The following is a 24,584-nucleotide window of genomic DNA, read 5'->3' as shown; positions in this document are numbered from 1 at the left end:
AAAACAATTGGTTAACATCAAATATAAAAAATAAAAAACGTTAAAAGTACGTTTTGACACTGAACTGACATTGAGAGTATCTAAAAAACGTGAGCGACTTCATTCATCTTTTAGGTGTTTTAACGGAACTTTATATTCAAAGAGAAAAAACCTTGAGATCACTCGCAAGTAAAATGACCGTGCACTTGTGGGACTCGAGAGATTTTGACGAAATTGTTGTGAGTAGCAAATGGGTATTGACCTTACCCTTGCAGGAAGGTTTAAGCTCATAGCATCACTACTATTGAGGTGCAGATTATGTATCAGTTAGTTATACCTTTATCAGGGCTCAACTGCATGGGCTGTGCGAGAAAAGTTGAGAAGGCTTTACATGCAAATCACGATGTGGAGATCCTCAATTTGTCCCCGACGCAAGTAGAGGTCAAAACCGAGTCTTCTCTTAAAGAGCTCGTCTCGTCGATTGAATCTCTTGGTTACCAAGCAGGAAATCACTACGAACTAAACCTTTCAGGCTTAAGCTGTGGCGGCTGCGTCAAAAAACTTTCATCTTTATTAGAATCTAATCAAGACGTTATTTCTTTTGAGGCTTCAACAACGCACTTAGAGATTCGTACCCTCCTCTCCGAGCAACAAGTGATCGACTTAATAGCAACACTCGGCTATACCGCCAACCTTGATTCTGTCGAAGTAGAGAACGAAAGCTCACCAGAGACCGAACAGGTAGAAAAGCAAAGCAATATTAAAGATACGCAGGTGCCACCAGCGAGTATTCAATTGCAAATGCTGATTCAAGGCATGACGTGTGCGAGTTGCGTCTCTTCAGTAGAGAAAGCACTTACTAACGTAGAAGGCGTTGAGAAAGCACAGGTCAACCTCGCAGAACAAAGCGCACTAGTATTCGCAAGCCAAGACTCTGATGACCTCCTTAACGCAATTGTTGAATCGGTAAAACAAGCCGGTTACCAAGCAGAGATCCTACAAGACGCCGCAACCCAGCAAGAAAAGCAAGCGCAGCAACAACGTCAGCAACAAAAACGCTTTAAACTGGATGCTATTGCTGGCCTTGTCGTCGGTGCCCCCTTAATGATTTGGGGCGTTGCTGGCGGCAATATGATGATTCGCAACACCAACGACCAATTAGCTTGGGGCGCGATCGGTATCGTATGTTTACTCCTTCTTGCCACAGCAGGGAAACACTTCTTCAGTAACGCTTGGTTAGCAGCTACTCACAAGCGCGCCACCATGGACACGTTAGTCGCGCTCGGTACTGGCGCAGCGTGGTTCTATTCGATGCTTGTGGTGATTTTCCCAGACTGGTTCCCTCTTGCTTCACGCCACGTGTACTTTGAAGCGAGTGCAATGATCATCGGCTTAATTTCTCTTGGGCACTATATTGAAGCAAAAGCCAAAGCAAACACAACACGTTCCTTACAAGCTCTGATTAACCTGCAACCTCAGCAAGCTACGGTAATCACGGAACAAGGCGACCAACAAATCGCGGTTGAGCAAATCACGCTAGGCATGAAACTGCGTATCAAACCAGGCGAGAAAGTGCCTGTTGATGGTGTTGTGATTCAAGGTGAATCATACATTGATGAGTCGATGCTCACTGGTGAACCAGTACCAGTATTAAAAGCGCAAGAGGCTCAAGTGTCTGCTGGGACATTAAATACCGATGGTGGATTAGTCATTGAGGCAACGGGCATTGGCGCAAATACCATGCTGGCTCGTATCATCCGCATGGTGCGCACAGCGCAAAGCAGTAAGCCAGCCATCGCGAAACTGGCAGACCAGATTTCATCGGTGTTTGTCCCTGTCGTTGTTGGCATAGCAATACTGGCCGCGCTCGTTTGGTTTGCCGTTGGTCCAGAGCCAAAAGCGAGTTATATGCTGGTGGTCACCACAACCGTCCTGATCATCGCCTGCCCTTGCGCTCTAGGCTTAGCAACCCCACTTTCTGTCACGGTGGGAGTGGGTAAAGCCGCAGAGCTCGGCATTCTGATCAAAGACGCCGACGCCCTTCAATTGGCAAGCAAAGTCGACACGGTTGTATTCGACAAAACTGGCACGCTTACCCAAGGTAAACCTAGCGTTCAGCAAGTGTTTACTCACGCCACCAGCCAAGAAGATCTATTGGCTTTAGCGTATGCGGCAGAGCGTCAGTCTGAGCACCCACTGGCAAAAGCGGTATGTGATTACGCCAAACGACACGACGCAAAGGATGTCTCATTAGACAAGTTTGAGAACGTTCGCGGGCGCGGCATTTGGGCGACGTATCAAGATAAACCGCTGCTCATTGGTTCGCTTCAATTTATGCAAGCAGAGAACGTCGAGACCAGCGCACTAAAACCCGCCATCGATGAATGCGCAAAAAATGCGTGGACTCCGGTAGCTGTGGCATTGAACGGCGAACTGATCGGTCTGATCGCCATTGCCGACCCGATCAAATCAGATGCGAAACAAGCGCTCTCTGCATTAAAATCGCAAGGCATCAAAACGGTAATGCTGACGGGCGATAACCAACACGTTGCCAATGCTATCGGCCAAGAACTTGGTATTGATGAAGTGATTGCCCAAGTAATGCCAGATGAGAAAGCTCAGCACATTGAGCAACTTCAATCTCAAGGACATGTCGTGGCAATGGTGGGGGATGGCATTAACGACGCCCCTGCTCTCGCGTTATCCAACCTAGGTATTGCCATGGGTAGCGGCAGTGATGTCGCCATTGAAAGTTCGCAAATGACCATCCTGAACACGTCACCAATGGCGGTAGTACATGCGATTGAACTCTCTCGCGCTACACTTAAGAACATGAAGCAAAACCTATTTGGTGCCTTTGTTTACAACTCGTTGGGTATTCCAGTTGCCGCAGGTGTGCTTTACCCAGCGTTTGGATTTTTGCTCAGTCCTGTTGTCGCAGGAGCGGCAATGGCACTGTCTTCAATTACTGTCGTTAGTAATGCAAATCGACTACGACTGTTTTCAGTAAAGTAACCACTTCTTTTTGAGGGTATTATGAAGTTGAAACTATTGACCTTTGCAATGCTTGCGACCGTGTCCGCCAACGTATTGGCAGCCGATGTCATTAACCACAAATCGCCATACTGTGGCTGTTGTGGAGAATGGACAAAACACATGGAAGAGAACGGCTTTACGGTCGAAGAAAAATTGCACGATGATATGAACGCCATCAAACGCGAGCTAGGCATCAAGAACGAACAGCTTTACTCTTGCCACACGGCAGAGATCAACGGCTATCTGTTCGAAGGTCACATTCCAGCCGAAGACATTAAAGCGTTTTTGAAAAATCCACCACGTAACGCAAAAGGCCTATCAGTACCGGGCATGCCAATGGGCTCCCCTGGTATGGAATATGGCGACAAAAAAGACAGCTACACCGTTTACGCCTTTAACGAAAAAGGCCAAGTGTTCGAATATAGCCACCACGAAGGCAACGACCAATAAAAACAAAGCCCAGCGAGATAAACCGCTGGGCTTTTTCTTAATGGACAGTTAAGACAAATATAAAATTAGAAGCCGTAAGAGGCACCAAATACAAAAGCGTTATTCACTAGGCTGTCACCACTCGCGTTTTCTGCACCGTGTGCTTGACTACGGAACTCAAAGTAAGGTTGAACACCTTTACGAGTCCACGTTGCACGAAGCTCGTGGTCCATGGTTTCCGCTTCAATCATGTAGACGTTGTTGTAGCTTAGCGTCACATCCTCATTCATCACGTAACCGATGCGGTTGTCCATGCGGTAATCTGTATCCGCATCTGCGTCTGTCGCATCAATGTGCGCACGAGTACGGTTACTTAAGGAGATGCCGTTATCGAAGTTGTAACCGATCTTAACCAATGGACGGTACTGTACATTCTCGCCAGCAGAGAACAGGTGTTGGTAACCAGCGGCAACCCATAAATGATCGGTAATATTAAATGACTGCTCACCACCCACAGTGATTGCTGGTGTTGTGTTACCTGCGCCACCGTTTTCTGTTTCCAGTTTACCCAACTGAATACCATCAAATTCGGTGTAAACCGTAAAGCCGCCGAATTGGTTATCAAAAGTATGACCAGCTTCCAGTGTAGACGTAACGTCCGAACCATGAATTCGACCATCATCGTGGAATTGAACATTACCTGTTACGTAAGAAGAACCAGCAAAAGCGCTAGAAGCGAAAGCGAGAGAAAGAGCACTCAGTGCAAAAATGTTTTTCATAATTACTGCCTTTATTTATTCACGTTATGCGATAGTTTTAGAGGGCATCTCTTCCCTTTTATCGCAAACTTTGGAATGTGCCTCCTTGGCGTTCGCAATATTGTTTCAATTAATTCGCGATGGAAAATAAAACATTTTAAAAAGTGATCTTGTTCAAACCGACGCTCAACAACCCTGATAAAAACATGGAAAATACAGTCACTTATCGTATTTTTATAAAATTATTCAAAAAATAGAAGTGTGATCGTAAACAGATAATTTATTGATATTTAGCAGATTAAGTCGATCCAGTTCACAATAACCTTGACCATTACAACCCAAAGCTTATTTATCAATGAAAAATAATTAGACATCGATCACGCTTAATTTCCTCAAAAAATAAAGAAAGCCCCAACATGATGTTGAGGCTTTGCCAAAAAATTAACTTACAAGAATTGAGTTATTTCACGCTGGTCACTCGACTTGCTTTCTCACCAGTTGCTGACACGGAACGGATAAACACTTCACCTTTCACATTTGGACGAGCATTATCTGCGTAAGTTAGCCAGTTCTTGCCGTCTAGAGAGTATTGAAGCTTCACCCCTGGGAACTGAACGTTCATTGCTAGCTTGCCATCTTCTACTTTCGCACCTGGTACAGGCAGGCGGTAGTCGATACCTGATTTTTCTAGCTTAGCCAGTTCACGTTGGCCAAGTACGTTCGCAAAGCGGTTGTAGTCTTGGTTTAGCGCGACTTTGTCTACTAGGTTAGAGTTTTGCGAGTATTCAACACCCACTTTGTAGTCGTTTTCCCAATCAGCACGGTGCCATGCACGCTCAGCGGCTGCTAGTACGCGAGGGAATACCATGTACTCGTATTGCTCATCGTTACGTACTGTCTCAGACCACAGCTGTGCTGATAGACCATAGAAAGGTTTCGCTTTGATTTCACCTTTACCAGTGAAGCCGTTACCATCGCGGTCTACAGAGGTTTCTGCGTTCTGAGGCATGTTCTCTGGTGCAAAACCAAACATCTTACGAGTATCTGTTGCACGCGTCGCCCAGTAGTAACCACGCTCTTTCGGGTCAACTTCGTACGGCATGTCCATGTATACGTAGTCTGGGTTAGAAACGATAACGTCGTAACCTTTCTTAGACCATTCGTACACTGATGATGTGCCACCCCAGTAAAGAACGTCCCAGAAGTTAACACGTGTGTTTTCTGTTGCGAACGCTTTCTCACCTTCACTGTACTTAAGGCCATCTTGCCAAGCTTGGAAGTTTGGAATGCCTTTCTCTGCCACCATCTTCGACACTTCTTCTGCGAAGTGGCTTGGTAGATGAGCAAAATCGCTTACCGTACCGTCTGCAATTAGCGTCTGACATTGTGGTGACTGTGCGAATGGCTTGTCTTGCTTAGACAAATCAATGTTACCCTTCCAGCTTACTTTGTCTTCTGCGTTGATGTCTTGCAGACCAGCGCCTAGCTTGATGTTCTTCGCTTCGTCACCACCAAAGTGCCATGTTGTTAGCGGCGTGCCCGCTTCTTGGTGCATTGCTGCTACTTCTGAAATCACTTTATCAACAAAGCGAGTTGAAGATTCCATACATGGGTTGATGAAGCTTTGCTTATTGTAGAACTGAACCGTCGTTACGTTCGATGTATCTTGAGGATCCATCAGGCGGTACTCGTTCGCTTCTGCTTCTTTACCTTCTTCCATTAGACGGTCGTAACGTGCTTCCATTGATACCACTGCTGCACGAGCGTGTGCTGGCATATCGATTTCAGGAATCACTTCGATGTTACGCGCTTTCGCGTACTTCAAGATGTCCACGTAGTCTGCTTTGCTGAAGAAGCCAGAACCAAAGTTGTCTGTCGTTGCGCCTGAGCCAAGCTGAGGCAGTAAACAGCTTTTCTCTTCCAAATCGAAACAACGGTTAGCACCCACTTCAGTCAGCTCAGGCAGACCCGGGATTTCTAAACGCCAGCCTTCATCATCCGTTAGGTGAAGGTGTAGTTTGTTCATCTTGTACGCGGCCATTTGGTCAAGCGTTGCAAGAATCGCGTCTTTAGAGTGGAAGTTACGAGCCACGTCCACCATCACACCACGGTAATCAAAACGCGGCGCATCTTTAATAGACAGTTGTGGTAGAGAATCAGCATTTTGGCTATCTACCAGGCCAAAGATAGATTGTACTGCGTAGAAAACACCTGCTTGGTCAAACGCTTTAATCGCAATACCGTCGCCTTTGATGCTCATTTCGTAAGCACCAGATTTTGCCAATTCACCGGTGAAATCTGCAGGAACAACAGTGATGCTTACAGGAAGATCACCACGAACATCCACACCTACCACTTCTGCACGACCTTGAATTGCTGCGTATTGAGTCGCATCGAATGCGTCTTTAGGCAGCGCAATACCCGCCGCGATATCTACCGTACCTTTACCTGCTTCAACAGACATTGGCGTTGGTAGTAACGTGGTTGATACGTCTTGTTTTGCTAGATCTTCGTTCTTCTCGAAACGAGACACAGCGCTCGCAAATACGTTGTTGTCATCTGGCGTACGTTTTAGGTTGTTACCCTCAAGGCCAGTCACGAAAGATGCAACGTCTTCTGTGTTAAGAGAAGCGATCATCTTAGGCTCTGCATTTGGTGCAGCAACGAAAGCGCCTGGCATGAAGTCAGTTTCAAATAGCTGCCAGTATTCAGCAACAAGAGGAAGCACAACCTCTTCACCCGCAGCAAAACCATCAAACTTATCTGTTGGTTCTAGTTTGTGTAGATCACCCGTTACGCGAGAGATTTTGAACTGTTCGTTTTCAACATCCAGAATCAGACGAATGCTGTGGAAGTAAATAGCCCAATCTTTTGAGTCAACCGCTTCACCTTGGTTAACCAGCGTCATGTTTACCTTGTTACAAGACGCCCACTCAGCCCCTAAGTCCTGACAAGCAAGACCTTCGTTTGCACCGTGGTTAGTCAACACTTGGTATTGAATATCAAGATTATTAGCCAACGAATTTACAACTTGTTGTTCAGAGCTTTTCAGCGCAGAGCAACCTGCTAATGTAGTGATAACAGAAACAGCAATCAGACTAGGTTTAAACATCTTACTTCCCCAAAAAAGTCAGTGGTTCAAAACGACAATGATAAAAATCTCGGCCCCTCAAATGCGAGGTACCTAACCGTTACATTCAACATACAACCTGTTATTTCTAAGCGTAAAATAAATAGAAATAGGAAGTGATCCAGTTCAAAAAATGACACTCAGCAAAAACAATAAAAACCTAATTTTCATGGAGTTACAATACACGTCAAAATCGAACAACTTGTTTTGACGAGTTTGCTGCGATCTAGGTCACTTATATTCATGAGTTACGACTGATTTTGTAAGATTTGGATCACGCCTAATTATTTTGTGAACCATTAGTAAGCGAATTACCTATTTACCTTTCGTGAAGTGACTCTCATTTATTCGTCGTCAAAACTCGTCAATATTTTTAGAAATGACGATTTTGTCGAATACCCCACTGGAGAAATTGCACTTAACCTCACGCTATTTTGCGTATAAAGTTTAAAGGTATCTTATCTGAGGACCATTCTATGTTTCGTCTCTTGACGCTCATATCATCTCTACTTGTTACTTTGACTCCTTTTTCCTCTTATGCAGAGCCACAGCATTGGTTAGCGAAAAAAGGGGAAACCGAACTTATGATTATTGGCTCGGTACATGTGGGGGATAAAACGATGTACCCACTCCCTAGAACGGTCATCCAGCATTTAAGCCAAAGCGCAGGGTTGATTATTGAAGCAGACGTCAGGAATTCTGAAGGCTTGGTTTACCCACAAACAACCATTCTTTCTAAAGATGTTTTAGACAGAGCTCAACGTCGCCACTTAATTGAAATTGCCCAAGATTTAGGTTTGCCAGAAACTCAACTCCTAAATTCCCCACCTTGGATGGCGGCATTCACCATCCAACTCGCTTTAGTCAACAAACTGGGGTATGTCTCTGATAAAGGGGTCGACATGCACTTAATAGGACTCGCTGATAAAAAGCAAATCCCGGTCATTCCACTAGAGTCCGTGCAATTCCAAATCGATTTAATCGCAGGTCAATCAGAAGGCGGTAAAGAGATGCTCCTCTCATCAATTGAAGAATATGATGGCGGAGAAGAGTTGGTTCAATGCTTGATAGAGAGTTGGAAGAGTGGTGATGGTAGCATGTTGGTCGAAGCCTCTTTGACCGATCATACAACAGAAGAGTTTAACCAAGCCTTTTTATACGAGCGTAATCGAGATTGGGCTAAAAAACTCGACACTGGCAGTGTTCTACCTCAACAATCGGGTCGCTACACCGTTGTTGTTGGTGGCTTGCATTTAGTAGGTAAAGATAACCTGATTGAACTGCTTAAAAATCGGGGATTTAACATCAAACCACTGGGTAAGACGCGCCAAGCAAATTGTGATATCTAGTGATTGTTTGAAAAATGCCATTTAAATACAATTATTTAAATACAACCATTTAAAATTCATTCAAACTTTCTTATTAAAACGCCGTTAAGCTAAGTGGATACAAAACAACTCATATGAAATTTAAATATTTATTCCTATACACGATTGGAATTATGCTCACTTCTTCGCTGTCTTATGCTAAACCGCCATGCAACGTAGAAGCTTTTCAAGCTATTGATATAACTCCGGAAGTAAAAGGCGGTGTTTTAGATAAAGAGAGTGGTCAATTTCTTATTACCGAAAAACCAATGATGCGTTGCGCGAACATCACGTTTTCAACAGCCCACACTCGAAATCGCGTTGCACATATGATGAACCAAGGCTTTGAAGCGGTTTACTATGATGGAAATACAAGCAAATCTCACTCAGTAACGTTTGATGAAGACGATTTAAAAGCGGGTTACGTCAAGATTGGGCCAAATCACCCAAAGACCGCTTATGTCTGTTTCACTACTTCTGAAACTCCTATCAATACTATCTCGTGTGACATCAAGTAATAAATTTACTCGCTCTTAAAAAATGAAAAGGCCCTACATTTCTGTAGAGCCTTCCTCTCAATACGTGTCGGTGAAGAGCCATGTTCTAACTTCAAGCGAACCCCATTTGGTTCGATACTATTGAAGTCTAAAATTACTAGCACTAAAAACGACGAAAGCCTGCTCATTGAGCAGGCTTTCTGAAAGTGGTCGGTGAAGAGGGATTCGAACCCCCGACCCTCTGGTCCCAAACCAGATGCGCTACCAAGCTGCGCTATTCACCGAGATGTTTAACTGAGGAATTGTCCCCGTCAACGAATGCGTATATTACGGATTCTGAACTGTGGCGCAAGTGCTTTTTACAAAAAAACCTTAGGTCTTAATTCGTTTGATGAATAACTGAACACTAGCACGTAAAATGTGACTGATAACTCACAACAAAATACAGTTTATTAACCTTAGCAACATAATTGATCCAGATCAGTGTGCAACAAGACACCGCCATTTAGTTTATTCCTGTCGGGAACATCTTGGAGGAAACGTATGGACTTTTGGCTTGATCTCCTATTTGGTAATGCAGTGGGTCTATCGTCAATGATAGTAATTTTTGGGGCAATTGGTCTGATGTTATTTTACGGCGGTTTCTTCATATACAAGATCATGAACGACAAATCTCCTCACTAGATCTCGCTTAGCTCTAGAAACGCTTTGCACCGGAGTCGGTTACTTGCCTACTCCGGTTTTTTATTTGATCTCAATGCACCACTCATTGATATAATCCTATTATTCTTCCCTGTTCTTAATGAGATTACTGCTATGTCTCACGACGACGATTTTGATCTATTTCAACAGATGATGGGCGATGTAAAGCCAATCACTCAAGACACCACCGAACACAAAAAAGTACACCAAGTAACAGAAGCACAGCTCGCAAAACGCGAAGCAGCAATCTGGTTAACGGAAGATGACCCAGAATACCTATCACTTGATCACGCTGAAATGCTCAAGCCAGAGGACTTTGTTGAGTTCAAACGTGATGGTGTACAGGACGGGGTTTACCGCAAACTTCGCCTTGGTAAGTATCCAATCCAAGCTCGCTTGGATTTGCACCGTAAAACATTGAAAGAAGCACGTGATGAAGTCGTGACGTTTTTAAAGCAATGCCTATCAATGGACATTAGAACGGTCGTTATCGTCCATGGTCGAGGAGAACGCTCAAATCCACCTGCAATGATGAAAAGCTTTGTTAGCAGTTGGCTACGACAAATAAAGGAAGTCCAATGCGTCCATAGTGCGCAACGCTTGCACGGTGGAACTGGAGCCGTTTACGTCCTACTTAGAAAAAGTGCGGAAAAGAAATTAGAAACCCGCGAACGTCACCAAAAACGGTTAGGCTAAATTTCACCCTAATGCTAGAATGCCCGCCCTTATTCTTCCTTCCCCTTAGAGGAAGGGAGCTTCATTCGCCGTTGTGAAACGTTAGGAGACAAAAATGTCACAAGACAACGCTAAACGATTAAATAAATTCATCAGTGAAACGGGGTTTTGCTCACGCCGTGAAGCAGACAGACTGATTGAGCAAGGCCGTGTCACCATTAATGGCAACAAACCTGAAATGGGGACAAAAGTGCTACCTGGTGATGATGTTTGTGTGGATGGTAAGCCAGTGGCAGCAAAAGAGAAGCCGATTTATATCGCTCTCAATAAACCAACAGGCATCACCTGTACAACTGAGAGAGACGTCCCTGGAAACATCGTTGATTTCATCGGCCACCAAAAACGTATCTTTCCGATCGGCCGCTTAGACAAACCCTCTGATGGTCTGATCTTTTTGACCAACGATGGCGACATCGTGAACAAAATCCTTCGCGCAGGCAACAGCCACGAAAAAGAGTACGTCGTACGCGTGGACAAGCCAATTACAGGCGAATTTCTCAAACAGATGTCGAGTGGCGTTAAGATTCTCGACACAGTCACCCTACCTTGTAAGGTAACAAAAGAGACTAAATTCTCTTTCCGTATTGTGCTCACTCAAGGACTTAACCGTCAGATCCGTCGCATGTGTGAAGCGCTGGGCTATGAAGTATTCAAGCTGCGTCGCGTACGCATCATGAATATCTCTCTTGATGGTATTCCGAATGGGAAATGGCGTTATCTAAGTGACGAAGAAGTGGCAGAGATCCTAGCAATGTGTGAAGGCTCGGTAGGTACAGAAGAAGCATCAAAAACAGACTCTAGAGGTCGCAACATTCGTAAAGCGACCGACGCGAAGCTGTTTGATAGCCGTGAAGAAAACCAAGATTCTACTGCTCGTCGTAACCAGAAGACACGAACTTTCCGTGGTAACAATGCTGATGAATTCCGTCATGCACCAAACTCGAAAAAAGGTCAACAAAAGCGTCGTCAGCGTGATGATGAAGGCGGACGTCCAGCTAAAGGACATTACAAAGTGAAACCACAAGGTGAACGCAGCAGACCGCAAGGCGAGCATGGTAAATCACACCGTAAACCAGATGCATCGAGCAATACGCATTCAGCAAACAAGCCTCAATCACCGAGTAAGCCCAAGCAGCATTACATGAACCCAAATGCCGCGAAACCAAGTAAACCAGCTAAACGCACTGGTGGTACATTGAGTCTGAAGAAGTAACGCTTCACTGACAGGCAAGATCAAAAAAGGACGCTCATGAGCGTCCTTTTTATTTGTCATGAGTTTACAAACAAAGAGGTGCAAACTGACCGCGAGTTAAGCTCAGCAAATCTCTCGGGGCTAACTCAATTTCTAAACCACGTTTACCAGCACTCACACAGATTGTGTCTTGCTCTGCTGCGCTTTCGTGCAAAAAAGTAGGTAAGGCTTTCTTCTGCCCTAGTGGGCTAATTCCACCAACGACATAACCTGTGGTCTTTTGGGCGATTTCCGGATCAGCCATATCGGCCTTTTTGCCCTTCGCTGCTTTCGCCGCCAGTTTTAGGTTCAGCTTTTGATCAACAGGGATAATCGCAACCGCAAGGTTCTTTGGCTCCCCGTTCAAGCAGAACAACAAGGTTTTAAATACTGTTTTCGGATCCTGTCCTAGCACTTCAGCAGCTTCTAAACCATAACTATCGGCTCTAGGATCGTGCTCATACTGATGAATCGTGTGTGGAATTTTTTTCTTTTTCGCAAGATTAATGGCCGGAGTCATCAAGATTCTCCTCATAAAAACAAAAAGCGCAGATTGAATTGGATCTGCGCTTTTAGTTAATGATATCAGCGAGTTTGAGTCAATCGCTTTTTCTCTGTTGGGTTACTGATCAATCGCCGTATCAACTAAATACGTGATTTCACCTGAAGGGGCATACTCATTAACATCAATAGGGCTATGTGTTTCTAAATAATCCTTCAAAACCTCAGCATCGGTAAAACCTGTATTTACATACCCTGGATGATCGTCGATTTTAGGGTAACCATCTCCACCAGCAGCATTATAGCTTGGTACGGTAAAGCGGTAATTACCATCTAAGCGAAGTTGCTTATTACCAATGAACACATTGGTTACCTCACCATTATTGATACTCATCGCAATGCCGGCAAACTGCGCGTAAGCTCCAGAGTCGACAGGTTTAGTTGCAACGACATTTAGGTAATCCAATACTTCTTTGCCCGTCATATCAACGTAAGAGACCATATTGCCAAATGGCTGAACAGTCAGCACATCTTTGTAGGTAATCTCACCTGCTGCAATCGAATCGCGAACGCCGCCAGAATTCATTACGGCGAAATCTGCTTTCGCACGTTCCATGTGAGCCGTTGCAATTAATCGACCTAAGTTTGTTTGCTGGTAACGAACCACATTGCGGTCACCCTCAAGCTTACCGTTAGATTCTGCAATCTTCACGTTTAGTTTGCCCTGACCTTTTTCTTGATAAGGACGAAGAAACTCAAGCATCATTTCGTCTTGTTTAATCTCATCTTGGATCAAGACTCGTTGCGACTGACCATCAACTTTAACTTTCTTTTTCAAGTTTACAGGGATTAGATCGTAGCTCACCATCGAGAGTTCGCCATTACGAAACTCGTAATCGGCGCGTCCCACATATTTCCCCCACTCATGTGCCTGAACAATAAAGGTACCATTTTGTTTATCGGGCTGACATTCATCACCTGGTTTAAAGTTCTTTTTGATAACGTTTGGACCTTCCATGCACACAGGTTCTTGTGAGTGTCCTCCAACGATCATGTCGAGATCGCCGTCATTCAAATAACGAGCTAACGCCACATCGCCAGGAGCATTGATGCCTCTATTACCATTTTCATAGTGTCCCATATGCGTGACAGCAAAAATCAGATCTGGATACTCTGTCTCTTTCAGTTCTGCAATCAACTTCTTGGCTTCTTCTTTTGGGTCACGGAAGTCAATTTGTTCAATGAATTCAGGGTTGCCAAGTTTCGCAGTGTCTTCGGTTGTAAGACCAATGACCGCAATTTTAATGCCTTGCTTGTTAAACATCGCGTATGGTTGAAATAAACGCTTGCCAGTATTTTTATCGTAAATATTGGCAGACAACATCGGAAAGTTTGCCCACTCTTGCTGCTTGAATAGCACGTCCAATGGATTATCAAACTCATGATTACCTAGAGCCATCGCATCGTAACCAATTTTGCTCATGCCTTTAAAATCCGGCTCGGCATCTTGTAAATCAGACTCAGGTACTCCTGTGTTGATGTCACCACCAGAAAGCAGTAACACGCTGCCCCCCTCATCCTGTATTTCTTCGCGCAAATCATCGATTAACGTTTTACGCGCCGCCATGCCATATTCACCGTATCGATTTTGCCAAAAGCGACCATGATGATCGTTAGTGTGCAACACGGTCAATTTATAGGTTGTATCGGCATTCCATTCTGGTGCAGATTGCGTAGCACACCCAGCTAACGAGGCCAAGATAGCGGCACTCAAAACAGTTTTGATCATCAGACGCTGATTCATTTATTTACCTTTTTCTTATTGGGATTACTGACGCACATTTTAAGCATTCGATCTATTTGAAAACCACGTGCACCCTAACACATTGATTTAATAATTATGATGCATTGTTTAGCAATAACAAATTCATCAGTAACAAGTTTGAGAATTTACAGTTTTTCAGATAAAAAAATAGCCAACACTCGGTTGGCTATAGTATTTGTTACCACCAGTCATCTGGCGTTTACTTGATATCGATATCTGCAAAGCTCTTGATTAGATCATCAAGCGATTTCATTTGTGCTAAGAATGGCTCTAACTTGTCTAGAGGCAGTGCAGATGGGCCATCACAACGCGCTTGGTCTGGGTTTGGGTGCGCTTCGATAAATAGACCTGCGATGCCTGTCGCTAGACCCGCTTTTGCAAGCTCAACTGTCTGCTCACGACGGCCGCCAGATGCTGCGCCTGATGGGTCACGCATTTGTAGTGAGTGCGTTACGTCAAAGATGATTGGGCTACCTTTCGAAGCATTTTTCATCACACCAAAACCAAGCATGTCTACAACTAGGTTATCGTAACCGTGGCAAGAACCGCGCTCACATAGGATGATCTTGTCGTTACCGCATTCTGCGAACTTCTCAACGATGTTACCCACTTGACCTGGGCTCATAAATTGAGGTTTCTTCACGTTGATAACCGCACCTGTTTTAGCCATAGCTTCAACAAGGTCAGTTTGACGAGCTAGGAATGCAGGAAGCTGAATAACGTCTACCACGTCAGCGACAGGTTGAGCTTGTGCTTCAGTGTGAACGTCCGTGATGATCTTTACACCAAAAGTGTCTTTCAGCTCCTGAAAGATTTTCATACCTTCTTCCAGACCTGGACCACGGTATGAATGAACAGAACTGCGGTTTGCTTTGTCAAACGACGCCTTAAATACGTAAGGAATACCAAGTTTTTCCGTTACTTTTACGTAGTGCTCACAGATCTGCATCGCAAGATCACGAGACTCAAGAACGTTCATACCTGCAAATAGGGTGAATGGCTTGTCGTTAGCAACCTGAATGTCGCCGATATTAACGATTTTCTGTTCCATTTTGATTCTCTTTTTCTGTCCACGATACGCCACAGTTCGGCACATCGATAAAATTAGTGAAGTGTGACGTGCGTTTCACTCATCACATTAACTTGTGATTTTAGTAGCTCGGAAGCCGGATCGTCAGGGCATTGGTCAATAAAGTACTGAAAATCTGATACCGCTACTTGAGGGCACTCTAGCTGTTGGAAAATAAAACCACGGTCACGAATTTCGTATGGATCATCTGGCACAAACGTTAGAGCAAGATTCGTACAACGTAATGCCAGCGTATAATGCTCTTCGCGCAACATCGCACTTTTAATCAACGCCAACCAGCGACCAATAATTGTTGGGTTGTCAGCTTCCTCAAAATGTTCAGGCTTTAGCTGAGCTAGCGGTCCTTCCTGGCCAATAAGCCAAGCTTGAAGAATCCTTTCACCTACATACTCACCATTAAATGGGTTGATGTAGTCTGGCTTCTTATGCATCCAGTCGACTTTTAACAGGAACTGAGTAGGGAAAGTAACTCCCTTCAACGGGAACCCCAGCTTTTTGCCTAGGTATAACAAAATCGAACCTAAGCTCACAGGAATACCTTTTCTGCGCTCCAACACTTTATCGATGAAGCTGTTGTCCGAAATAAAGTATTCCTGCTCGTCGCCTTTGAACCCCCACTCGTGGAAAAACAGTCGTAGGAATGCATCAAATCGTTGCTCTTCATCGGTTTCATGAACAAGCGTGGCTTCTGCATCTTTGTAAAGACGCTCTAACTCTTGTTTCGCCCAATGTACTTTGGTTTCTGGGTTAATCGCTTTGTTGAGCTCAAGCGCACCTTCCACCAACGGTATATTGTCAAAATCTTCGTCAAAAAACTCTAACATGACGTCTATCCAAATAACGTAGGGCTCTTAGACACAGCAATGTTTGCAGCCATGACCAACCAACCCAATGCGCCGAAAAAGCCAAATATCTTCAGTAGGTTGTTTTTCGCAAGTTTCAATGAGAAGAATCCAAGCGCAATGTACGCCAGTACGCAGGTGATTTTGTTTGTTAACCACGGTGCGGCATCGGTAAACGGGATGAAACCAGTAATGAAAATAAGCGCGATACCTGACACTAGCAATGCAGTATCAACGATGTGGGGAAACACTTTCAAAAAGCGATTATTTCGCTTCGGTGAGTTCATCATCATTAACACGAATCGGATCGATAATAGTGTCGCGCTGAGCGCAATCGTCACTAAGTGTATGTGTTTTAGAGCTACGTACATTTTTCTTCTCTTTTTAGTTAGTGTTTGCTGACTTCCGTGATTAACAGGCAAAACAACCGAGCGTTACTCGATCGTTACCACCGTAATCTTTTTCCGTAACGACCTGTTGGTAACCAAAGCCACGCATTATCTCACGCACCGCCTCACCTTGATCATAACCATGTTCAAATGCCAGCCAACCGCCCACTTCAAGATACTGACGAGCAAGATCCGAGATATAACGAATATCAGCTAAGCCATTCTCTTTAGCAACTAATGCAGATTTTGGCTCAAAGCGCACATCACCTTGGGATAAATGTGGATCTTTTTCATCAATATATGGCGGGTTGGAGACAATTAAAGCAAACTTCGTACCTTCTGTAATAGGCTCAAACCAACTGCCTTGAGCAAAGGTCACATTTTTGATGTTTAGCTGCTCAGCATTGTACTCTGCAAGTGCTTTCGCTTCTTGCTTAAGGTCTACGCCCGTCACTTGACGCTTTGGCATTTCAGATGCAAGCGCGATGGCGATAGCTCCCGTACCCGTTCCAAGATCTAAAATAGGCCCAGTTTGCTCGTAGGTTTTATCGAGTGCAACCTCGACCAAACGTTCTGTATCCGGTCTTGGGATCAAGGTAGAGGGAGAAACTTTGAACGGTAGAGACCAAAACTCTCGCTCACCAATAATATAAGCGACGGGTTCACCAGTTAAACGTCGTTCAAGTAGAGCGTCAAACTGAGATTTTTGCTCTGCTTCTAATGCTTTTTCTGGCCAGGTCAGCAGGTAAGTTCGTGGTTTGCCAAGGACATGGCAAAGGAGTACAGCTGCATCGAGAGAAGGCGACTCTTTGCCGCCTTCTGCCAGTTTCGCCGTCGCACTTTTCAGTGCTTGCTCAATCGATTGAACTTGGCTCATCGATTAGCCGTTCTCTGCGAGCGCCGCAAGTTGGTCTGCTTGGTGCTCTTGAATCACAGGATCAATCAAGCTCTGTAGGTCACCTTCCATCACTTCGTTCAAACGATAGATGGTCAGGTTGATACGGTGATCAGACACACGACCTTGTGGGTAGTTGTAGGTACGAATACGGTCACTACGGTCACCAGAACCTAGAAGGTTACGACGTGTATCAGACACTTCTGCGGCACGACGCTCTTCTTCCGCTTGAACGATACGAGCAGCAAGAACCGCCATTGCTTTCGCTTTGTTCTTGTGCTGTGAACGCTCATCCTGACACTCTACTACCGTACCAGTTGGTAAGTGGGTAATACGGATTGCAGAATCCGTGGTGTTAACGTGCTGACCACCCGCGCCAGATGCACGGAACGTATCGATTTTCAGGTCTGCTGCTTTGATTTCTGGCAGATCCGCTTCAGGGATTTCCGCCATTACTGCTACTGTACAAGCAGAAGTATGCACACGGCCTTGAGATTCAGTTGCAGGAACACGCTGTACACGGTGACCGCCTGACTCAAATTTCAACACGCCGTATGCACCGTCGCCGCTTACTTTCGCGATCATCTCTTTGTAACCACCGTGCTCTGCCTCGTTTGAAGACATGACTTCGATGCGCCAACCACGCTTTTCTGCGTACTTGCTGTACATACGGAATAGATCACCCGCGAAAATACCCGCTTCGTCGCCACCCGCACCTGCACGAATTTCTAGGAAACAGTTACGATCATCGTTCGGATCTTTTGGCAGAAGAAGAATCTGTAACTCATCAGTAAGACGCTCAATCGTCGCTTTCGCTTCTTTGATTTCTTCTTGCGCCATTTCACGCATTTCTTCGTCGTCTTCGTTTGCCATCTCTTCAGCGGCGACAAGATCTTCTTGTGCTTGTTGATAAGCTTGGAAGCACTTGGTTACTTCTTCTAGCTGAGAGTACTCTCTTGATAGAGCACGGAATTTGTCCTGATTTCCAATTACATCAGGATCACCAAGAAGATGTTGAACTTCTTCGTAACGTTCTACTAGCGTTTCTAGCTTAGTCAGAATAGAGGCTTTCATAGTGTCGTTTTCTTAATAAAAAGCGTGAGTTATAGATCATCCAAGCCAAGTGTTTGGCGGATAATCGTTAATTTTGCTGGTTCGCCTTGCTCAGCTGCACTTTGCAATGCGCGAGTTGGAGCGTGAATCAGTTTGTTGGTGAGTTTATTACTCAGCTCGCGCAGCACTTTCTCCGGATCTGCGCCTGCCGCTAAAGATTGCAAACTTTTGCTCAGTAACTCTTCACGAATTTCGTTGGCTGATTTGCGATAGTCGCGAATACTATCGACGGCTTGCAGTGAACGCAACCATGTCATAAATGCAGCGCTTTCTTCACTAACAATCGCTTCAGCTTGAATCGCTTCGACTTTACGCTGCTCAATGTTGCTGTCGATGATAGATTGCAAGTCATCAACAGAATACAGATATGCGTCGTTCAGTTCACCGACTTCCGACTCCACATCTCGCGGCACCGCAATATCGACCAACAAGATAGGTTGATGCCGGCGCTGCTTTAGAGCCGTTTCGACCATACCTTTGCCAATAATAGGCAATGGGCTCGCCGTTGAGCTAATCACAATATCCGCTTTCGCCAAATGTTCAGGAATTTCGTTCAAACTGATCACTTCTGCGCCAAATTGGTCCGCTAAGCCTTGCGCGCGCTCTTTAGTGCGGTTCGCGACAATCATTTTTGTGCAACCGTTGGACGCTAAATGCTTCGCGACCAATTCAATCGTCTCACCCGCACCAACTAAAAGCACGGTTGAATCTGATAACGACTCAAAAATATGTTTTGCCAGTGTACATGCCGCATAAGCCACGGACACGGCATTACCACCAATATCTGTCTCTGTTCTCACCCGTTTGGCGACTGAGAACGTCTTTTGAAACAGTTTATCAATCGAGGCATCGACAGCTTGATGATCTCGCGAGTCAGAAAATGCTTGCTTTACCTGCCCCAAAATTTGAGGCTCACCCAACACCAGAGAGTCAAGACCGCACGATACGCGCATCAAATGCTTTATTGCAGCTTGTTCTTCATGAACATACAAACTCGGCATTAAATCTTCGCGGCTCACTTGATGAAATTGAGCAAGCCAATCGATCAACTTGTTTCGCGCTCCTTGCTTAACATCGCAGTACAACTCAGTTCGGTTACAGGTTGAAACAATCACACTGCCGTTAACTGCTTCGTGCTCTCTAAGTTGCTCGAGTGCAGGGCCGAGTTTATCCGGACCAAACGCCACCTTCTCTCGCAAGTCGACAGACGCTGTATTGTGATTAATTCCAATAGCAAGCAAGGACATCTAACGTGGTATCTCTGGGATAGGTTATAAAATAGGTCCAGAATTTTACTGTAAGCACGCATTTATTGAAAGGGTAAGCCGGATTTGTTTTCCTAAGTGCGACTTTTCAATGCTATAGTTGTGAGCGATTCCCGATGAAACTGATTAATAAGCCATCAAACATGACGTTACGCTCCTTTATTCTTTTTTTCTTGTCGAGCTTACTGCTCGCTGGTTGTTCGTCCGTTCCTGAAAGTGTTACCAGCGTTGAATGGCAAGCTCATGAGCAGCGACTCGAAACCATCCGAGATTTTCAAGCAACGGGGAAACTTGGTTATATTGGCCCAGACCAAAGACAAAATTTAAACTTCTACTGGAAACATTCTTCAGCACTAAGCCAGTTGCGTTTAACAACGATTCTCGGACAAACGGCATTAAAGCTCACCATCACCCCACAAGGCGCCACAGTAGAAACTTACGATGATCAGGTCCTTTCTTCTCGCAGTGCTAATCAGCTGATTTACCGTCTTACAGGGTTGATGATGCCCGTCGATCACATGCCTGACTGGCTATTAGGTCTACCGACCGATGCCGACAAATTCCAACTGTCTCCAACCAATACACTGCAAGCGTTAAACAAACAAATTGGTTTAAATGATTGGAGTATTGCATATCAAAGATATGGCGACGTTCAATGGCATGAACAGTCTCTCCCTCTGCCAAATAAGCTGAAACTCACCACAGCTGATGTCAAAATAAATCTAGTGATCACAAAATGGAACATCACCCAATGATTGAACTTTCAACACGCTGGCCATCACCAGCGAAATTGAATCTCTTTCTACATATCAACGGCCGTACAGAGAATGGCTATCACGAGTTACAAACGTTATTCCAATTCGTCGATCACGGCGATGAGCTCACCATTCAAGCGAACCATTCTGGTGATATTACGATTTCTCCAGAGATAGAAGGTGTGCCTCTTCAAGACAATTTAATTTGGAAAGCTGCAACCGCGCTTCAAACTTACTCAAACTGCCCTTTTGGCGCGCATATTGAGCTACAGAAAGTGCTGCCTATGGGTGGAGGCATTGGTGGGGGCTCATCGAATGCAGCTACAGCATTAGTGGCACTGAATTACTTATGGCAACTGAATCTAACTGACGACGAACTGGCTGAAATAGGTTTAAAACTAGGCGCAGACGTGCCCGTATTTGTGCGCGGATTTGCAGCTTTTGCTGAAGGTGTTGGTGAAAAACTCTCTCCTGCTTATCCCGAAGAAAAATGGTATTTAGTCGTCAGACCGAATGTATCTATCGCAACCGTCGACGTTTTTTGTCATCCAGATCTGACGCGAAACACCCCAAAACGAGATCTAGAAACACTTTTAAATACGCCAAGCGTAAACGATTGCGAAAAAATTGTACGAATGCTCTACCCAGAGGTTGATAAGCAACTTTCTTGGCTGCTACAATACGCGCCGTCAAGATTGACGGGGACAGGATCTTGCGTTTTTGCTGAATTTTCGAGCAAATCTGAAGCAGAAACTATCCTTGCACAACTCTCTGATAAAGTCTCGGCATTTGTCGCTCAAGGGCGCAATATTTCGCCATTAAAAGAGACTTTGGCTGAATACCAATCAGCCTCACACCGACCTATTTAAACTGGACGCAAACCCGAGGTTTCCACCGTGCCTGATATGAAGCTATTTGCTGGTAACGCAACACCTGAACTAGCCCAACGTATTGCTGATCGTCTTTACATCTCTCTTGGTGATGCATCTGTTTCTCGCTTTTCTGATGGCGAAGTTGCAGTTCAAATCAATGAGAATGTTCGTGGTAGCGATGTTTTCATCATTCAATCCACTTGTGCACCGACTAACGACAACCTAATGGAATTGGTTGTTATGATTGATGCAATGCGCCGTGCTTCAGCAGGCCGTATCACTGCAGTTATCCCTTACTTCGGCTACGCTCGCCAAGACCGTCGTGTACGTTCTGCGCGTGTGCCAATTACTGCAAAAGTTGTTGCTGATTTCCTATCTAACGTTGGTGTTGACCGCGTTCTAACTATCGACCTACACGCAGAGCAAATTCAAGGCTTCTTCGATGTACCTGTAGACAACATCTTCGGCACGCCAGTGCTACTTGAAGATATGCAGGCTCGCGGTCTAGATAACCCTGTAGTGGTATCTCCTGACCTAGGTGGCGTTGTTCGTGCTCGTGCAACAGCAAAAGCACTAGGCGACATCGACATCGCAATCGTAGATAAGCGTCGTCCACGTGCAAACGTTTCTGAAGTAATGAACCTAATCGGTGATGTTGAAGGTCGTGACTGTGTGATCGTTGATGACATGATCGACACAGGTGGCACACTATGTAAAGCAGCTGAAGCACTAAAAGAGCGCGGTGCTAAGCGTGTATTCGCTTACGCTACTCACGCAGTATTCTCAGGCAACGCTGCGGATAACATCAAGAACTCAGTTCTTGACCAAGTTATCGTAACTGACTCTATCTCTCTGTCTAAAGAGATGGCTGCAACAGGTAAAGTGACAACACTAAGCCTATCTCGCATGCTGGCTGAAGCGATTCGTCGTATCAGTAACGAAGAGTCAATCTCTGCAATGTTCAACTAATACGAACATTTCAGTTACACTGATTTCAAAAGCACCCCTCTTTGGGGTGTTTTTTTATTTGTATCGATAGGCAGAAAATCCCTTGGTCGCCCACCGCGAGTTTTCTGTGCTATCATACTGCGCTTTTTGAGATTCCAGAGAGATCCTAACCTTGAGTCAACAAATCAAACTTCTTGTTGGTCTTGCTAATCCAGGACCAGAATACGCCAGAACTCGTCACAATGCGGGCGCTTGGGTTGTAGAAGAATTAGCACGCGTTCACAACGTTACACTGAAGAACGAACCAAAGTTTTTTGGTCTAACAGGACGCATTATGGTCAATGGCCAGGATCTCCGTTTGCTTATCCCAACCACCTTCATGAATCTATCAGGTAAATCGATCGCTGCGCTTGCGAAATTTTATCAAATTAAACCTGAAGAGATCATGGTTGCTCATGACGAGCTAGACTTACCGCCAGGTGTCGCTAAGTTTAAAAAAGGTGGGGGTCACGGTGGACACAACGGTCTGCGTGACACCATTAGCAAACTGGGCAATAACAAAGATTTTTATCGTCTTCGTATTGGCATTGGTCATCCGGGACACAAAGATAAAGTGGCGGGTTTTGTATTAGGTAAAGCGCCAGCTAAAGAGCAAGAGCTTTTAGATGCAGCAGCTGATGAGGCTGTTCGTTGTCTAGATATCCTGATTAAGGATGGCCTATCTAAAGCACAAAATCGCCTCCACACGTTCAAAGCTGAATAAGGTTACTATCATGGGTTTTAAATGTGGCATCGTTGGTCTACCTAACGTAGGTAAATCAACTCTGTTCAACGCACTAACTAAAGCGGGTATCGAAGCAGCAAACTTCCCGTTCTGTACCATTGAACCAAACACTGGTGTGGTTCCTGTGCCAGATCTACGTCTAGACGCACTAGCTAAGATCGTTAACCCACAGAGAGTTCTTCCAACGACGATGGAGTTCGTGGACATCGCTGGTCTTGTTGCTGGTGCATCACGTGGTGAAGGTTTAGGTAACAAATTCCTAGCTAACATCCGTGAAACAGACGCGATTGGCCACGTTGTACGTTGTTTTGAAAACGAAAACATTGTTCATGTTTCAGGTAAAGTTTCACCTATCGAAGATATCGAAGTGATCAACCTCGAACTTGCAATGGCTGACCTTGATTCTTGTGAGCGAGCGATTCAACGTAACGCGAAGAAGGCAAAAGGCGGCGATAAAGACGCAAAATTTGAACTAACCGTACTAGAAAAACTGTTACCAGTACTTACTGAAGGCGGCATGGCACGCACAGTTGAGCTATCTAAAGAAGAGTTAGCAGCAATCGGCTATCTAAACTTCCTAACACTGAAGCCAACTATGTACATTGCAAACGTAAACGAAGATGGCTTCGAAAATAATCCATATCTAGATGCGGTTCGTGAGTTCGCAGAAAAAGAAAACAATGTCGTTGTACCTGTATGTGCAGCTATCGAATCTGAACTATCTGAACTAGAAGATGAAGATCGCGAAGAATTCCTAGCAGATATGGGGATCGAAGAGCCGGGTCTGAACCGTGTAATTCGCTCTGGTTACGAACTACTGACTCTACACACCTACTTCACAGCAGGTGTTAAAGAAGTACGTGCTTGGACAATCCCTGTTGGTGCAACTGCGCCTCAGGCGGCAGGTAAGATCCACACTGACTTCGAGAAAGGCTTTATTCGTGCAGAAGTAGTCGGTTACGACGATTTCATCCAATTCAATGGTGAAAATGGCGCAAAAGACGCAGGTAAATGGCGTCTAGAAGGTAAAGACTACATCGTAAAAGATGGTGATGTTGTACACTTCCGCTTCAATGTTTAATTAAATGAATGAATTCTAAACACTTCATTTACACTAAAAGCCAGCTGTTAAGCTGGCTTTTTTAATACCTTAAGTAAATGAACAAAAATAAATTACGCAACTGCAAGCTAATTTATTTCCAGTTTTAGATCATAAACACGCCTCTTTGTTTAAAAAGGAAGCGAACGAGGTTTTTTCCGAAATTTATTAAAAAAAACTGTTGACGGATCTCACTCAACTTCGCATAATGCGCGCCGTTCCCAACGACAAGGCAACAAAGCGTTGAGAACAAAAAATATGGTTTTGGCTACGTAGCTCAGCTGGTTAGAGCACATCACTCATAATGATGGGGTCACAGGTTCGAATCCCGTCGTAGCCACC

22 protein-coding genes and 2 tRNA genes are annotated in these 24,584 nt (G+C 44.8%); 13 read left to right on the top strand and 11 right to left on the bottom strand.

Annotated features, from left to right (window positions below; all coding sequences use genetic code 11):
* Positions 1–297: 297 nt before the first annotated feature.
* On the top strand, positions 298–2,994 hold the full coding sequence (locus tag R7P69_RS22805) for a heavy metal translocating P-type ATPase (protein ID WP_213890057.1): 2,697 nt from the start codon (positions 298–300) through the stop codon (positions 2,992–2,994).
* Between the two features lie 21 nt (positions 2,995–3,015).
* The gene (locus tag R7P69_RS22800; protein WP_047102912.1) at positions 3,016–3,465 is read left to right on the top strand and encodes a DUF411 domain-containing protein; all 450 of its coding nucleotides are present in this window, start codon (positions 3,016–3,018) and stop codon (positions 3,463–3,465) included.
* Between the two features lie 65 nt (positions 3,466–3,530).
* Here R7P69_RS22800 and R7P69_RS22795 read toward each other — a convergent pair whose 3' ends face one another.
* Together R7P69_RS22795 and R7P69_RS22790 are read right to left on the bottom strand one after the other, a co-directional pair.
* Complete coding sequence (locus tag R7P69_RS22795; RefSeq protein WP_005382004.1) at positions 3,531–4,223, bottom strand: oligogalacturonate-specific porin KdgM family protein; 693 nt, start codon at positions 4,221–4,223, stop codon at positions 3,531–3,533.
* 439 nt (positions 4,224–4,662) lie between these two features.
* Positions 4,663–7,314, bottom strand: a complete 2,652-nt coding sequence (locus R7P69_RS22790) for a beta-N-acetylhexosaminidase (protein WP_238952231.1) — start codon at positions 7,312–7,314, stop codon at positions 4,663–4,665.
* Positions 7,315–7,808: 494 nt separating this feature from the next.
* Between R7P69_RS22790 and R7P69_RS22785 the strand changes: the two genes are divergently transcribed.
* A complete protein-coding gene (locus R7P69_RS22785) occupies positions 7,809–8,681 on the top strand; it encodes a TraB/GumN family protein (RefSeq protein WP_149192429.1) in 873 nt (290 codons plus the stop codon).
* A gap of 152 nt (positions 8,682–8,833) precedes the next feature.
* The gene (locus tag R7P69_RS22780; protein WP_005384085.1) at positions 8,834–9,217 is read left to right on the top strand and encodes a hypothetical protein; all 384 of its coding nucleotides are present in this window, start codon (positions 8,834–8,836) and stop codon (positions 9,215–9,217) included.
* Positions 9,218–9,403: 186 nt separating this feature from the next.
* Here R7P69_RS22780 and R7P69_RS22775 read toward each other — a convergent pair.
* Positions 9,404–9,480 (bottom strand) — tRNA-Pro (locus R7P69_RS22775).
* Between the two features lie 259 nt (positions 9,481–9,739).
* Between R7P69_RS22775 and R7P69_RS22770 the strand changes: the two genes are divergently transcribed.
* The 3 genes from R7P69_RS22770 to rluF all read left to right on the top strand — a co-directional run bounded on the left by R7P69_RS22770 (position 9,740) and on the right by rluF (position 11,846).
* On the top strand, positions 9,740–9,880 hold the full coding sequence (locus R7P69_RS22770) for a DUF3149 domain-containing protein (protein WP_005382236.1): 141 nt from the start codon (positions 9,740–9,742) through the stop codon (positions 9,878–9,880).
* 132 nt (positions 9,881–10,012) lie between these two features.
* A complete protein-coding gene (gene smrA / locus R7P69_RS22765) occupies positions 10,013–10,594 on the top strand; it encodes a DNA endonuclease SmrA (protein ID WP_318121699.1) in 582 nt (193 codons plus the stop codon).
* Positions 10,595–10,688: 94 nt separating this feature from the next.
* Positions 10,689–11,846, top strand: a complete 1,158-nt coding sequence (gene rluF, locus R7P69_RS22760) for a 23S rRNA pseudouridine(2604) synthase RluF (protein ID WP_238952230.1) — start codon at positions 10,689–10,691, stop codon at positions 11,844–11,846.
* Between the two features lie 64 nt (positions 11,847–11,910).
* On the opposite strand, the gene ybaK is transcribed toward rluF, so the two are convergent.
* From ybaK to hemA, 8 genes are all read right to left on the bottom strand, one after another.
* Positions 11,911–12,384 (bottom strand): Cys-tRNA(Pro) deacylase, encoded by a 474-nt coding sequence (gene ybaK, locus R7P69_RS22755; protein WP_005382231.1) that lies wholly within the window; start codon positions 12,382–12,384, stop codon positions 11,911–11,913.
* A gap of 102 nt (positions 12,385–12,486) precedes the next feature.
* The gene (ushA, locus tag R7P69_RS22750; RefSeq protein ID WP_238952229.1) at positions 12,487–14,169 is read right to left on the bottom strand and encodes a bifunctional UDP-sugar hydrolase/5'-nucleotidase UshA; all 1,683 of its coding nucleotides are present in this window, start codon (positions 14,167–14,169) and stop codon (positions 12,487–12,489) included.
* A gap of 220 nt (positions 14,170–14,389) precedes the next feature.
* Complete coding sequence (gene kdsA / locus R7P69_RS22745; RefSeq protein WP_005384095.1) at positions 14,390–15,241, bottom strand: 3-deoxy-8-phosphooctulonate synthase; 852 nt, start codon at positions 15,239–15,241, stop codon at positions 14,390–14,392.
* Between the two features lie 53 nt (positions 15,242–15,294).
* A complete protein-coding gene (locus R7P69_RS22740; protein WP_005384098.1) occupies positions 15,295–16,104 on the bottom strand; it encodes a SirB1 family protein in 810 nt (269 codons plus the stop codon).
* Between the two features lie 5 nt (positions 16,105–16,109).
* Positions 16,110–16,493 (bottom strand): SirB2 family protein, encoded by a 384-nt coding sequence (locus R7P69_RS22735; protein WP_005382225.1) that lies wholly within the window; start codon positions 16,491–16,493, stop codon positions 16,110–16,112.
* A gap of 40 nt (positions 16,494–16,533) precedes the next feature.
* Positions 16,534–17,388, bottom strand: a complete 855-nt coding sequence (prmC, locus tag R7P69_RS22730) for a peptide chain release factor N(5)-glutamine methyltransferase (RefSeq protein WP_115385795.1) — start codon at positions 17,386–17,388, stop codon at positions 16,534–16,536.
* Between the two features lie 3 nt (positions 17,389–17,391).
* Positions 17,392–18,480: a peptide chain release factor 1 gene (gene prfA / locus R7P69_RS22725; RefSeq protein ID WP_005382222.1), complete on the bottom strand. Its 1,089-nt coding sequence runs from the start codon at positions 18,478–18,480 to the stop codon at positions 17,392–17,394.
* A 29-nt stretch (positions 18,481–18,509) separates the two neighbouring features.
* Positions 18,510–19,766, bottom strand: coding sequence for a glutamyl-tRNA reductase (hemA, locus tag R7P69_RS22720; protein WP_005384104.1), 1,257 nt, complete (start codon positions 19,764–19,766; stop codon positions 18,510–18,512).
* 134 nt (positions 19,767–19,900) lie between these two features.
* Between hemA and lolB the strand changes: the two genes are divergently transcribed.
* The 6 genes from lolB to R7P69_RS22690 all read left to right on the top strand — a co-directional run bounded on the left by lolB (position 19,901) and on the right by R7P69_RS22690 (position 24,582).
* On the top strand, positions 19,901–20,539 hold the full coding sequence (gene lolB / locus R7P69_RS22715; protein ID WP_017819988.1) for a lipoprotein insertase outer membrane protein LolB: 639 nt from the start codon (positions 19,901–19,903) through the stop codon (positions 20,537–20,539).
* Complete coding sequence (ispE, locus tag R7P69_RS22710) at positions 20,536–21,408, top strand: 4-(cytidine 5'-diphospho)-2-C-methyl-D-erythritol kinase (RefSeq protein ID WP_025768957.1); 873 nt, start codon at positions 20,536–20,538, stop codon at positions 21,406–21,408. The genes lolB and ispE overlap by 4 nt, the downstream gene beginning before the upstream one ends.
* Positions 21,409–21,435: 27 nt before the next feature.
* Positions 21,436–22,380 (top strand): ribose-phosphate pyrophosphokinase, encoded by a 945-nt coding sequence (locus R7P69_RS22705; RefSeq protein ID WP_005393176.1) that lies wholly within the window; start codon positions 21,436–21,438, stop codon positions 22,378–22,380.
* 151 nt (positions 22,381–22,531) lie between these two features.
* Positions 22,532–23,122, top strand: a complete 591-nt coding sequence (pth, locus tag R7P69_RS22700) for an aminoacyl-tRNA hydrolase (RefSeq protein ID WP_005384112.1) — start codon at positions 22,532–22,534, stop codon at positions 23,120–23,122.
* Between the two features lie 10 nt (positions 23,123–23,132).
* Positions 23,133–24,224 (top strand): redox-regulated ATPase YchF, encoded by a 1,092-nt coding sequence (gene ychF / locus R7P69_RS22695; RefSeq protein ID WP_005393178.1) that lies wholly within the window; start codon positions 23,133–23,135, stop codon positions 24,222–24,224.
* A 284-nt stretch (positions 24,225–24,508) separates the two neighbouring features.
* Positions 24,509–24,582: transfer RNA gene (locus tag R7P69_RS22690), tRNA-Met, on the top strand.
* The last annotated feature ends 2 nt before the right edge of the window (positions 24,583–24,584 follow it).

The sequence above is a fragment of the Vibrio sp. 661 genome, from assembly GCF_033339315.1.
GTDB lineage: Bacteria > Pseudomonadota > Gammaproteobacteria > Enterobacterales > Vibrionaceae > Vibrio > Vibrio alginolyticus.
This window is presented reverse-complemented; position numbering and strand designations above follow the sequence as displayed.